Here is a 12,272-nt window from a genome sequence, read left to right as displayed (position 1 = left end):
TTACGGCTTTATTTTTTCCATGAAGGAAATAATTTTTTTCTCTGATAATGATTCACTTGTCCGTTCCACTACTTTTCCGTTCTTATCAATCAAAATCGTAGTAGGAATCGGTCCTATGCCGTAAGCTTTTGTTACTTCTCTTTGTTTATCCATAGGGACAGGAAAGCTCATGCGATAGCGATCAACAAAATTTTTTACGGATACGTTTGTTTCGCTAACGTTTACAGCAAGGATTTCTACACCCTGATCTTTGTATTTCTCGTATTGCCTTTGCATATAGGGCATCTCTCGTTCACAAGGTTTACACCACGTACCCCAGAAGTTCAAGAAAACACCTTTACCACGATAATCTTCTAACTCTACTTGTTTGCCATTCAGATCGGTTAGCACAAAATTTGGAGCCGTATCGCCTTTACTTATGTATGTACCTGACTCTTCATTCATACTGTTGTATATCGTATAACCGACCGCAACAACTAAAATGGCAAGCAGAGCAGAGCGAAACCAAAACCTGTTTTTTTTCAACATCCATCCGCTCCTTTAAGCCGCTTCCATTTTACTATAACTTGAAAAAAAAGCCTATCTACGGCTTTTTTTTGACGTTTGTGTGACAGCCAGATTTCTAAGCTGTTTGATTTCATGTGGAGTAAGTTCTCTAAACTCACCTGGATTCAGGCCTTTAAGATCTAAATATCCATATCTTTCACGCTTTAATTTCATAACAGGGGTTCCGATCGCTTCTAACATACGCTTAACTTGACGGTTCTTTCCTTCATGAATCGTAAGCTCGATGATCGCTGTTCCTTTTTTCTTATCGATCGATGTTACTTTCACTTTAGCAGGAGCTGTCATTCCATCCTCTAAGCGAATTCCTCTTTCAAGTTGCTTGATTCTTTCTCTTGAAGGAATTCCTTTTACTTTTGCAATGTATACTTTATCGAGCTGATAACGTGGATGCATAAGTACGTTTGCAAACTCACCATCGTTCGTCATGATGATGGCACCTGTCGTATCATAATCCAATCTTCCAACAGGGAACACACGCTGTTCAATAATGTCTTTAAAGTAGTCAGCTACTACTTTTCTTCCCTTATCATCCGAAACTGCCGTGATCACACCTGAAGGTTTATACATCAAAAAATAAACGGGTTGTTCCCGTTGAATTTGAATCTCATTCACTTCAATCTTATCTTTTGTACCTACTTTTGTGCCGAGTTCGGTCACTACATTTCCGTTCACTTTCACTTTGCCTTCACGAATTAACTCCTCCGCTTTTCTTCTGGAAGTTACGCCGCTTTGTGCAATTACTTTTTGCAATCGTTCCATGATTTCACCTCATGTCTCATCATACCTTCATTATTCGTAATTCTCAACCTCAGTAAACGTAAAAAAGAGCCTCAACGGCTCTTTTTTGTCGAATTATGAATAAAACAATAGAGAGATCACAGCTATCGATGCTAAAAATCCTATCAAATCAGCTAATAATCCTACTTTTAACGCGTATTTCATCTTTTTTATACCAACCGCTCCAAAATAAACGGTCAGCACATAAAATGTTGTATCTGTGCTTCCTTGTATCGTAGAAGCGAGTCTTCCTATAAAAGAATCAGGACCGTGTGTAGCGATTAAATCTGATGTCATCCCAAGAGCGCCTGTTCCTGAAATCGTCCTCATAAGCCCTAGCGGAACAACTTCTGCTGGAATATGAAACAATGAAAATAGCGGACGCATCGCCATCATGACATAATCCAGAGCTCCTGATGCCCGAAAAACTGAAATGGCAACAAGCATACCGACTAAAAAAGGGATGATGTTGATCGCGATCGAAAAACCTTCTTTACCGCCTTCTACAAAAGTCTCATAGGTCGGGACTTTTTTATAAGTACCATACAAAAGGATAAATCCGATCAAAAAAGGAATAAACCAAATGGAAAAGGATTGGACGATCGACATCTATTTCCCTCCCTTAGGTAGAGAGCGGTAATAATAATATCGATCTATTAATATAGCACCCACCGTTGAAATTGCAGTTGCAATCAATGTAGGCGCAACAATATCAGTCGGCGATGCCGAGTTATAGCTCATCCTGATTGCGATAATCGTAGTAGGGATTAGCGTAATGCTTGAAGTGTTAATCGCAAGAAGCGTTATCATCGACCGGCTTGCTTCGTTTTTTCCGCCATTTAATATCTTTAGCTGTTCCATCGCTTTAATTCCCATTGGTGTTGCAGCATTTCCTAGTCCAAGCAGGTTAGCTGCCATATTTGATAGGATGTAGCCTTGAGCAGGGTGATCCTTTGGTATATCTGGGAAAAGGCGCTTAACGATTGGGCGAAACAGGATCGCCAACACTTCTAATAAGCCGCCTTTTTCTGCGATCTTCATGATTCCTAACCAAAATACTAAAATACTGATCATTCCAAAACTTAACGTGACCGCTTCTTTTGCACTCGTGAAAATCGCTTCGTTCACTTTATCCATCGTGCCATTAATTCCTGCCACAATGAAGCCGATTACCATCATTCCTACCCAGATGTAATTCACCATAGGCGATTGTCTTCCTTAGCTACAAAAAACAATTTGTTGAATATGCTCTTAAATGACGACCATAGACCTCCCTGATCAGGTTTGATCAATGCTTTGCCATCGTAGTAAAGTGGAAGATCAGCGATTCTCGTTTCCTTTAAATCTACGAAATACCTGCCAACGGGTTTAGGCACCTTATCTTTTTCCCACTTGCCCGACTTCGGAAGTTCATACAACTGGATGGAAGAAGAGATCTGACCGATCTCTTCTTTTTGTAAAGGATAAGTGAACGTTCGAGCCGCTTCTACTTTCCCTTTGTATCCTTTATCTTTAATGCCGGAAATTTCGCCTTCTTTTATCAGTTCTGTCATCTTAAACGAATGAAAGCCCCACTCAAACAAATTCCGATGATCATCCCAGTCGTTTGGATCGTTCAGTGTAACAGCAATCAGTTCCATTCCATCTTTTTCTGCAGTTGATACTAAAGTTCTTTTTGCACGTTTAGTATATCCAGTTTTGCCACCAGTGGAATATTCATAAAGCTTTAACATCTTATTCTTGTTTCGCCACACTCTATCCCACTTTTCACCGGTTTGTTCTGATCGATAGACCTTCGTCGATGACACATCTTTAAACGTATCATTATTCATCGCATACTTCGTTAAAATAGCCATATCATAAGCGGTTGAATAATGATCTTCATGAGTATCCAGTCCATGTGGATTTCTAAACCGAGTGTGCTTCATACCGATCTCTTCTGCTTTTTGATTCATCAAATAGGAAAAGCCATCCAGACTCCCTCCTACATGCTCAGCAATCGCAACAGCTGAATCATTGCCGGATCGAAGCATCAAGCCATACACTAAATCTTTTAATGGAATCTTTTCACCTGGTTTTAAATAGAGAGATGACCCTTCAGTTCGTGAGGCAGCTTCCGTAATGGTAACCGTATCGTTCATCTTTCCTGATTCTATCGCAAGGATTGCCGTCATGATCTTAGTGATACTTGCTATTCTCATGGGGCGATGTTCATTGCGCCCATACAATACTCTTCCAGATGATTGCTCCATCAACACAGCAGCATTTGCTGATACACCGGGTTCAGCCTTTGCTTCTTGCGGGAATGCAGCAAGGATAAGCAAACAGATCATAACGAGCAGCAATGGTTTTCGTTTTAAGGTTCGTTTCATTCATAATCCCGCCCTTTAGGTGTTTTGTAAAAGTTTATGCAAACAAGGACAGGTTATGAATGGGATTTACTTCCGCAAATTATTGAGAAGGAAAAAATCGTTGTTTTTGACCATGGCTTTTTTCGTAGTCTGTTAGTTCCATGAGTGCTTTTTCTTCAGCTGGAATCCGCACTCTTAACATGAAGATATTTAAAATCGTGAAAAGAATAGCCGTAAAATAAGCGCCAAAAATGAGGGGCATGACTAAAAGTTCCAAGGAGACTACCGTATAGTTGGGATGTCTCATAAAACGATATGGACCTTTTGCCACTACATTCGCACCAGGTAATAGAATAATCTTCGTATTCCAAAACTCACCTAATGATGAAATGGCCCATACACGGATCACTTGCGCCATTAAAAACAGCACAAAAGGAACAGTCCACCAGCTAGGCGGCTGTGCTTTAAACACATACACTTCAATAAAGAAAACAACAAAGAAAGCTACGTGCATCGAAACCATCCATTTATAATGATCTTTCCCAGCTTCTACAGCACCTTTACTCAAAAGCATCTTTTCATTAGATTTAGCGACCCTTACTTCTGCTAATCTCTGTACGATAAGAAAACCCCAAAATAGAAGAAACCAGTTCATCTACTTCCTCCATTCCACTAAAAGAAGTTCAGAAGAAAAACCTGGTCCTAAAGCAGCCATCACACCAAGATCTCCCTCATCTTTTTTTGTTTGCATAAAATTTTTTAAGACATAGAAAACGGTCGCAGATGACATATTTCCATTTTCCCGTAAGACGTCTCTCGACACATCTGTCTTGGACAACGGAATTCCTAGCGCATCCACGTATGCTTGTAATACTTTCTTACCGCCAGGGTGTGCAATAAAATGTTTGATCTGTTCTCCAGCAAGCTGATTTCGGTCTAAGAACTCATCTACGTTTGGTTTAAGCCACGTACGGATGACGTTTGGAATATCTCTTGAAAAGACAACATACAAACCCGTGTCCTTTACTTCCCAACCCATCACATCTTCAGAATGCGGCTTCAATGTGGACATCGTGTCTTTTATGTAAGGAGATACTTCTGATGTTTTGGCCGTGTCAGACTCATCTCCGCAGATTAGCGCACAAGCAACACCATCCGCAAACAAAGATGTTCCTACTAAATTGCTCTTAGAAAGATCTTCGTGCTGAAATGTTAGCGAACAAAGTTCCACACTTAAAACGAGGACGTTTGATTTTGGATATGCTTTACAATAATCGTAAGCTCTTGAAAAACCTGATGCACCACCAGCACATCCTAATCCCCAGATTGGGATCCTCTTTGTATGTGATGAAAATGGCAGGATGTTCATGATCCTAGCTTCAATACTCGGAGTGGATAAACCCGAACTAGAAATGAAAAAAATAGCATCAATGTCTTCATATGACATGTTTAATCTTTGATCAGACATGACTTTTTCGATACATTCTGCTCCTAAATTTGTTGCAAAATCTATGTATAAATCATTTTTTTCTTGAAAACTTCTTTTTTCTTTAAACCATTCTATAGGCATCGCGAAATACCGTGATTCAATCTCACCATTCTGAAAAACTTTGAGCAAGCGTTCAATATCTGAGAACGCGTCTTGAAATAGGTTTCTTGCAAATTCCATTGTTTGATCTTGAGAAAGTTTATGAGGTGGATTTATTGTTTCTACTGCTGCTATTCTTGGCAATTGATCTCTCTCCTTCGGTTGCAAATCCTTTTTTAGTAATTTACCCTTAAACAGCCTTTTAAAACGAAGACTTAAAAGATTCGTTTGTTTTTTGAGTGAACGTCGCAGTAGTGGAAGAGTTGATTTCCGTTCCAGCTTAGGAGTCAGCCACCTTACGCCTGACGCTTCAATCAACTTGCCTAGGAAGAAAAAAAAACAGCCTAAATGAATAAAGGCTGTTTACTTTGTTATTTGTTTTAGAGTATTGAGGTGTGAACTTAGCAACTCTTCATTTGGTTGGATGAATAGTTTTCTAAATTCCTCATAGTTGTTGATATAGCTTCGTTTACGTTTTAGATAGGCAGGGTCCTTAAGCAATGCGGTAAGGGCTGCAATATCTGTAATCTTATAGAAGTCCAAATAATTTTTCCAAAAGTCATGATGCGTTAATTCTTCTTGAAGTTTTTCTTCAAAGTATCTTACATAAAGAAGATGAAATGTTTGAGTTTTTCCGCCAAGTTCATAGGTCACTTCTGAACGGTTAAAAAAATCTTCTGATGTATTCGGCTTTTCTTTTTCTAACTCCATACCACTAATATGTTGAATCAACAACGCATGACTCCCCCTTGCTATTCATCGGTAGATAGTGATTCTTGAAACTTAGAAAAGAACAGATCTGCTTCTTGTTCTACATTTTCTTCCTGGATGTTCTCTGGAAGTGGAGGCAGCTCTTTTACACTTTGCAACCCAAAATGTTCTAAGAATGCTTTCGTTGTACCATATAATATTGCTCGTCCTGTTCCTTCTGCTCTTCCCACTTCTTTTACTAATCCTTTTGCAGAAAGAGTCTGCAGCGGTTTCTCCGTTTTTACACCTCTTACTTCTTCGATCTCTGACCTTGTAATCGGCTGTTTATAAGCAATGATTGCAAGCGTTTCAAGGGCAGCTTGAGAAAGTGTTGCATGACCAGGTGTTTCAACGAGGCGTTCGTAAAAGGAAGCATGTTCAGGCTTTGTTACAAACTGAAGGGATCCTGCATATTCAACAATTGACATCCCTCGCTCTGATGAAGCATAACTTAGTTTTAATTCTTCAATGATGGGATCAAGTTCTTTGCTGTCGATCTCCAGCACTTGAGCGATCTGTTTTCTGTCGATGCCTTCATCTCCACTGACAAAAAGCAAACCCTCAACAACCGCTTTATATTCATTTCGTTCCAAATCATATTACTCCTCTAACATCGTTATATATATTTCGCTAAAATGATCTTGTTGCTCGCAATTAATTGATTTTACTTTCATAAGTTCTAATATAGCAAGAAAGGTAACAACAACATGTTCTTTTGTACTCTTATCAAAAAGGTCTGTGAATTTTTTTCGTCCGCCTACTGAAAGAAGAGAGGTTTTTATCTGTTCCATCCTTTTTTCGATCGGAATCTCTTGCCGTTCAATGGTCGTTTGTCTTGGTGCCCGCGTGACCTTTTCTTGAAAGACTTTTTGCATAGCTTGCAACATATCATAAAGCGTTACATTCGTCACTTGCTTTGCCGACTCTTCTTTTTCAAATTGAGAGAGATCAGCTGGCTGACGGGTGTATATTAAACTTCTTGCCGATTCTCTTTCTTTAAGTTCATCAGCAGCGTGCTTGTACTTTCTATATTCAACGAGTCTTCTTACTAACTCATCTCTTGGATCATCTTCCATCTCAAGTTCCATTTGGTTCTCAAAGAGCTCTTCTTCATGCTTTGGTAGCAGCATCTTGCTTTTAATCGCAAGAAGAGTAGCTGCCATAACTAGAAATTCACTTGCTACATCAAGTTTAAGTTCTTTCATCGTATGTATATATTGAAGGTATTGCTCAGTTATGATGGCTACCGGAATATCATAAATATCCACTTCGTAGGTTTGTATCAAATGAAGCAGTAAATCTAGCGGACCTTCAAATCCATCAAGCTTCACACTATATTGCATAACATTTCCCCAGTTTTTAAGCGATTTTGTATTATAAAATTATATCATATTTTGTGAGTCTCGCGGCTTGTTTTTATTCATGCTGTGCATATGGTAAACTTAAAGTTGAGCTTATTAAGGGGCGTGAACGATTAGTGACTTATCCAAAACCATGGATTGAATACTTGGTGCATTTTCATAGAGATCAAGATTACTTTGAATGTCATGAGGTGCTTGAGGAGCATTGGAAGAACGAGGGAATGAAAGGGGATCTGTGGCCTGGATTGATTCAGCTTGCAGTAGCTCTTTATCACCATCGGCGCGGCAACAATAACGGAGCTAAACGAATGATCCTGAGTTGTAAAGTGAAGCTGCAAAAAGAGGAATCAGCACTGAAAGAACTCGGGATAGAAGCTGAACCATTTTATGAAGTACTCGATAGAATTACACAAAAAATTGTGCAACAGCAACCTTTTGAGTCGATAGCACTTCCACTTTCAACTGACCTAATGCGCGTATGTTTATTAAAAGCTGGTGTGACGGAAGAAGAGTGGTCTTTATCAACCGTAGTGGATGAAAACATCGTTAATAAACACTTTTTAAGAGACCGATCCACTGTTATTGATGAACGAAATAGACAAAAACTTATGAAAAACAGAAATTTATAATTGCCTAAAGCATAAAAAAGCTCCGGAAAAATCCGGAGCTTTTCTTATTTGGAAATTATTCTTCCCAAACTTTAACTTCTTTCATTACATCGCCTTGTTTAATACGAAGTACTGTTTCCAAACCTTCTGTAACTTGTCCAAAAACAGTATGAACACCGTTCAAGTGCGGCTGTGGCTCGTGTACGATAAAGAATTGGCTTCCACCTGTATCACGGCCAGCATGCGCCATTGAAAGAGATCCCGCTACGTGCTTATGCGGGTTTCCTTCTGTTTCACAAGGAATTGAATAACCAGGGCCGCCAGCTCCAGTTCCTGTTGGATCTCCACCTTGAGCAACAAATCCAGGGATAACACGGTGGAACGTTACACCGTTGTAAAATCCTTCGTTTGCAAGTTTTTCAAAGTTTTCTACTGTTCCAGGTGCTTCCTCCTGATACAGATCAAATACAATTTTTTCGCCGTTTTCAAATTCAATCGAACCTTTTTTCATAAAAAACAGGCCTCCTTCTACTTCATTCAACTTCCATTGTACGGTTAAATGGCTGCTCCGTAAACTAATTTACACAAAAACATTCGATTTTAACGGAACATCGTTCTTGATAAGGTCTTCATACGTTTCCCGCTTAACTACCAGCTGTTCTTCACCGTTCTCTACAAAAACCACAGCCGGCCGCTGGATTCTATTATAGTTGCTCGCCATACTATAACCGTAAGCACCGGTACAGGAAACGGCCAAGAAGTCGTTATCACAAACTTTTGGAAGTTCAATATCCCAGATCAACATATCGCCACTCTCACAGCATTTGCCTGCGATAGATACCGTTTGTGTTGGTTCTGCGTTCATCTTATTTGCTACGAATGCTTCATATTTTGCTTGATAGAGTGCAGGACGAATGTTATCTGTCATCCCACCATCAATAGACACATAGTGTCTAACTCCTTCGATCTCTTTTTGTGAGCCGATCGAATAGATCGTCGTACCTGCATCACCTACGAGTGAACGGCCTGGTTCGATCCAAAGTTCAGGCAGCTCTTGCCCTTCAAAGTGAATCATCTGCTTTTTCACTTCTACAATCATCGCCGAAACGTACTGTTCAGGAGAAAGCGGTGTATCCTCTGATGTGTATTGAATGCCGAACCCGCCTCCAAGGTTTACGACACTTGGAAAATAGCTATAGTTTTCTTCCCATTTCTTAAAGTGACCGAATAACTTTTCAATCGCAAGGGTGAACCCTTCTGTTTCAAAGATTTGAGAGCCAATATGACAGTGAATGCCTAAAACTCGAAAGCCTTCAAATGCAAGTACTTCTTGAAGTGCTTTGTCTCCTTGACCATTTCCTAGATCAAATCCAAATTTAGAATCTTCTTGACCTGTTATGATGTAATCATGTGTGTGTGCTTCAATTCCCGGAGTTAAGCGTAGTAAGATGTTTACTTTTTTGTTCAGCTTACTGCTCAGCATTTTTAACAATGAGATCTCATGAAAGTTATCCACTACAATACAGCCGACTCCAGCGGTAAGTGCAAATTCTAATTCTGCTAAGCTCTTGTTGTTTCCATGAAAGTGTATTCTCTCAGGTGGAAATTCGGCTTGAAGTGCTGTGTAAAGTTCACCGCCTGAAACTACATCGAGACTCAATCCTTCTTGCTCGATTAGCTGAAACATAGCGATCGATGAAAAAGCTTTTGAAGCATAAGCGACTTGATATCCTACCTCATTTTCCTCGAATGCTTTTTTGAAGCCTCTTGCTCTATTTTTAATTAAGGATAGATCATACAGATAAAGCGGCGTTCCGTATTTTTTCGCTAGATCTACCGTATCTAAACCACCGATCCATAGATGATGATTATCTCCAATTTTTGATGTTCCGTGTAAATTCACAAAAAATCCCCTCTCGTTGTTGATAGAGAATTCAATCCCGACAAATACAAAAGACAGCCGCAACTAAGGCAGGCTGTCATAACCGTACCCTCATGTCGGAATAGCTCTCCACTACAGTTGTAGTGACAGTCCGTTGCTTGTTCAGCAGCGGCCCAGCATAAAAAGAGATGGAGCTCTTTCTACACTTCGGCAAATTGACCTTTCAACATATTTCATCGTCATCCACAAACTCCATATGCTACTCATTCGTTTTGCGCCTCTACCTCATATGAGGCATATTTAATTAGTTATGAATTTAACACAATTTTCAACAATCAGCAAGGGACAGATTAATTAGTTGGCTGTTTTTTGGTGTTCTGCGGATGTACGATACTTGGCCGAACTTTAGATAGTGGAACGGCTACTCGAATAACGATCTGCAGGAATGCTTTAGGATTAAATGGAATGAACGGCCATAGATAAGGCGTGTTCAGATTCTTAATCGTTGCCATATAAATAATCATAATCGTAAAACCAACGATAAACCCAGGAACTTTGAAAAGCATGACCATTATTATCAGAAAGAGGCGCAAAACCCTGTTGGCGATACTTAACTCATAACTAGGTGTAGAGAACGCTCCGATCGCTGCAATCGCAACGTATAAAATAACTTCTGGAACGAATAAACCTACATCTATTGCAATTTGGCCGATCAATACAGCTGCAATTAGACCCATGGCAGTTGAGAGTGCACTAGGTGTATGAATGGCGGCAAGTCTTAAGATATCGATACCGATCTCTGCAAAAATAATCTGGAGAAACAAAGGTATGTTCGTGTGCTTATTGGGCCCTATAAAATCAATAAAAGGTGGCAGCAACTGTTCTTCCATCGAGAACAATAGCCACATTGGTACTAAGAATACCGATGCCAGCATACCTGTAAAACGGGTCCATCTTAAAAATGCACCTATGAATGGTGTCTGCCTAAACTCTTCTGCATGTTGTACGTGATGAAAAAGTGTTGTAGGTGTGATGATGACACTTGGCGATGTATCTGTGATGATTAAAACATGACCTTCCATCAAGTGTTGAGCAGCAACATCGGGTCTTTCTGTGTAACGGACTAAAGGAAACGGATTCCAGCCTTGTTTTACTACAAATTCTTCTATCGTCTTATCGGCCATGGGTATTCCGTCGATCTCAATAGAGTTTAGCTCTTTTCTAATAAGGTCAACGAGTCCAGGATCAGCTACATCTTGAATATAAGCCAGACACACATCCGTTTTGGAACGCTCACCTACTTGAAGAATTTCGTGTCTTAATCGTTCATCTCGAATACGCCTTCTCGTAAGAGCAGTATTGATGATAATATTCTCCGTGTATCCATCACGAGCTCCCCTTACCACTTTCTCAATGTCTGGCTCTTCTGGTGATCTTCCTGGATAACTTCTTACATCCACAACGAATGCTTCTTCTTCACCATCAATGAATATAACGATCAGACCTGAGAGCATACGGTCTACAGCTTCATCCAACGACTTCGTAATCTCTACTTGCTGATGGGCAAGGTGGTTATGTACAAGATCTTTTACTTTACTTGGTGCGCGATGACCATGATCCATATCCATTAGTTCGCGATAGATCATGATAATGAACTCACTGTCACAAAGTCCCGTACAATAATACAGCTGAAGTTCCTTTTTTAAAACAAAGATCTTTCTGACACCAACATCAAAACTTACACCAATGCCGAGTCGCTCTTTTAGAAACCTTTCCGTATCTTCAATGTTTTTACTGATTGGTGTTTTATTTTTTTCGGTTGCCAATTGATTCGCTCCTTTCTAAAATGAGTTGAATTGCTTTTACAGTAATTGGAGCTCCTTTTTCTATTGCATCAAAACCTGCCATTTTTCCGATGTCCCCGACACCTACTACGAAAGGAAGGTTTAATTCATCGAGGATATAGACGGTATCCCCGTTAATCCTTCCTGTTTCAAGGTCCGGAATTCCACTCTTATCAATACCAAATTCGGTCAATTCTCCATATCGGTCCATCGAACAATGAACTTTTGTCCATTCTGTAAAATGTGTTTTGGAAGCAACTGCTACAGCACCAATCACATCGATATCCTTCTGCTGATGAATATACCTCATCGCATGTTCGCCAGGACCTTCTCCTTTATATCCACAGTCATCAAACATCACAAGTACAGGGTCATGAGGTGTTTTTCGGATCATCTCCACAAGCTCTATACCACTTTTTCGTGTTGGATTTCCCCAAGAATGCGAAATACAACGTCCTCCAACTTGTTTAGCCGCATGCTCGACGACTCGTAGTGCATACAGATCTCCATCCGTTATGAAAATGACCCGTTTCTTCACCATGTG

Annotated in this window: 15 protein-coding genes and 1 riboswitch; of the genes, 1 reads left to right on the top strand and 14 read right to left on the bottom strand. The window is 39.9% G+C overall.

Annotation, left to right across the window (positions count from 1 at the left end; genetic code table 11):
• The 10 genes from resA to FS458_RS07950 form a co-directional block, all read right to left on the bottom strand.
• On the bottom strand, positions 1–525 hold the full coding sequence (gene resA / locus FS458_RS07995; protein ID WP_144703417.1) for a thiol-disulfide oxidoreductase ResA: 525 nt from the start codon (positions 523–525) through the stop codon (positions 1–3).
• A 54-nt stretch (positions 526–579) separates the two neighbouring features.
• Positions 580–1,326, bottom strand: a complete 747-nt coding sequence (locus tag FS458_RS07990; RefSeq protein ID WP_144699303.1) for a pseudouridine synthase — start codon at positions 1,324–1,326, stop codon at positions 580–582.
• A 93-nt stretch (positions 1,327–1,419) separates the two neighbouring features.
• Positions 1,420–1,953 carry a spore maturation protein gene (locus FS458_RS07985; RefSeq protein ID WP_066395796.1) on the bottom strand — a complete coding sequence of 178 codons (534 nt, stop codon included), beginning with the start codon at positions 1,951–1,953 and terminating at the stop codon, positions 1,420–1,422.
• Positions 1,954–2,547 (bottom strand): nucleoside recognition domain-containing protein, encoded by a 594-nt coding sequence (locus FS458_RS07980; RefSeq protein WP_144699302.1) that lies wholly within the window; start codon positions 2,545–2,547, stop codon positions 1,954–1,956. It abuts the gene before it with no gap.
• On the bottom strand, positions 2,541–3,716 hold the full coding sequence (locus FS458_RS07975; protein ID WP_144699300.1) for a D-alanyl-D-alanine carboxypeptidase family protein: 1,176 nt from the start codon (positions 3,714–3,716) through the stop codon (positions 2,541–2,543). The genes FS458_RS07980 and FS458_RS07975 overlap by 7 nt, the downstream gene beginning before the upstream one ends.
• 79 nt (positions 3,717–3,795) lie before the next feature.
• Positions 3,796–4,350 (bottom strand): isoprenylcysteine carboxyl methyltransferase family protein, encoded by a 555-nt coding sequence (locus tag FS458_RS07970; protein WP_144699298.1) that lies wholly within the window; start codon positions 4,348–4,350, stop codon positions 3,796–3,798.
• Positions 4,351–5,427 carry a type III polyketide synthase gene (locus FS458_RS07965; RefSeq protein WP_144699296.1) on the bottom strand — a complete coding sequence of 359 codons (1,077 nt, stop codon included), beginning with the start codon at positions 5,425–5,427 and terminating at the stop codon, positions 4,351–4,353.
• Between the two features lie 219 nt (positions 5,428–5,646).
• Positions 5,647–6,018, bottom strand: a complete 372-nt coding sequence (locus FS458_RS07960; RefSeq protein WP_144699294.1) for a hypothetical protein — start codon at positions 6,016–6,018, stop codon at positions 5,647–5,649.
• 17 nt (positions 6,019–6,035) lie between these two features.
• On the bottom strand, positions 6,036–6,626 hold the full coding sequence (scpB, locus tag FS458_RS07955) for an SMC-Scp complex subunit ScpB (protein WP_144699292.1): 591 nt from the start codon (positions 6,624–6,626) through the stop codon (positions 6,036–6,038).
• A gap of 6 nt (positions 6,627–6,632) precedes the next feature.
• Entirely contained in the window at positions 6,633–7,376 is a 744-nt protein-coding gene (locus FS458_RS07950) for a segregation/condensation protein A (RefSeq protein WP_144699290.1), read from the bottom strand.
• Positions 7,377–7,510: 134 nt separating this feature from the next.
• On the opposite strand from FS458_RS07950, the gene FS458_RS07945 reads away from it, so the two are divergent.
• Positions 7,511–8,023 carry a DUF309 domain-containing protein gene (locus tag FS458_RS07945; RefSeq protein ID WP_144699288.1) on the top strand — a complete coding sequence of 171 codons (513 nt, stop codon included), beginning with the start codon at positions 7,511–7,513 and terminating at the stop codon, positions 8,021–8,023.
• 55 nt (positions 8,024–8,078) lie between these two features.
• Here FS458_RS07945 and FS458_RS07940 read toward each other — a convergent pair whose 3' ends face one another.
• The 4 genes from FS458_RS07940 to FS458_RS07925 all read right to left on the bottom strand — a co-directional run bounded on the left by FS458_RS07940 (position 8,079) and on the right by FS458_RS07925 (position 12,269).
• Positions 8,079–8,513 (bottom strand): peptidylprolyl isomerase, encoded by a 435-nt coding sequence (locus tag FS458_RS07940; RefSeq protein ID WP_066395813.1) that lies wholly within the window; start codon positions 8,511–8,513, stop codon positions 8,079–8,081.
• A gap of 69 nt (positions 8,514–8,582) precedes the next feature.
• Entirely contained in the window at positions 8,583–9,905 is a 1,323-nt protein-coding gene (lysA, locus tag FS458_RS07935; protein WP_144699286.1) for a diaminopimelate decarboxylase, read from the bottom strand.
• Positions 9,906–9,998: 93 nt separating this feature from the next.
• Positions 9,999–10,175, bottom strand: a riboswitch (Lysine riboswitch).
• Between the two features lie 59 nt (positions 10,176–10,234).
• Positions 10,235–11,710 carry a spore germination protein gene (locus FS458_RS07930; protein ID WP_144699284.1) on the bottom strand — a complete coding sequence of 492 codons (1,476 nt, stop codon included), beginning with the start codon at positions 11,708–11,710 and terminating at the stop codon, positions 10,235–10,237.
• Complete coding sequence (locus FS458_RS07925; RefSeq protein WP_144699281.1) at positions 11,691–12,269, bottom strand: stage V sporulation protein AE; 579 nt, start codon at positions 12,267–12,269, stop codon at positions 11,691–11,693. Before FS458_RS07925 ends, FS458_RS07930 begins: the two co-directional genes overlap by 20 nt.
• Between the last annotated feature and the right edge of the window lie 3 nt (positions 12,270–12,272).

This window comes from Fictibacillus phosphorivorans (assembly GCF_007673525.1).
In the GTDB taxonomy this organism is placed as follows: domain Bacteria; phylum Bacillota; class Bacilli; order Bacillales; family Fictibacillaceae; genus Fictibacillus; species Fictibacillus phosphorivorans_C.
This window is presented reverse-complemented; position numbering and strand designations above follow the sequence as displayed.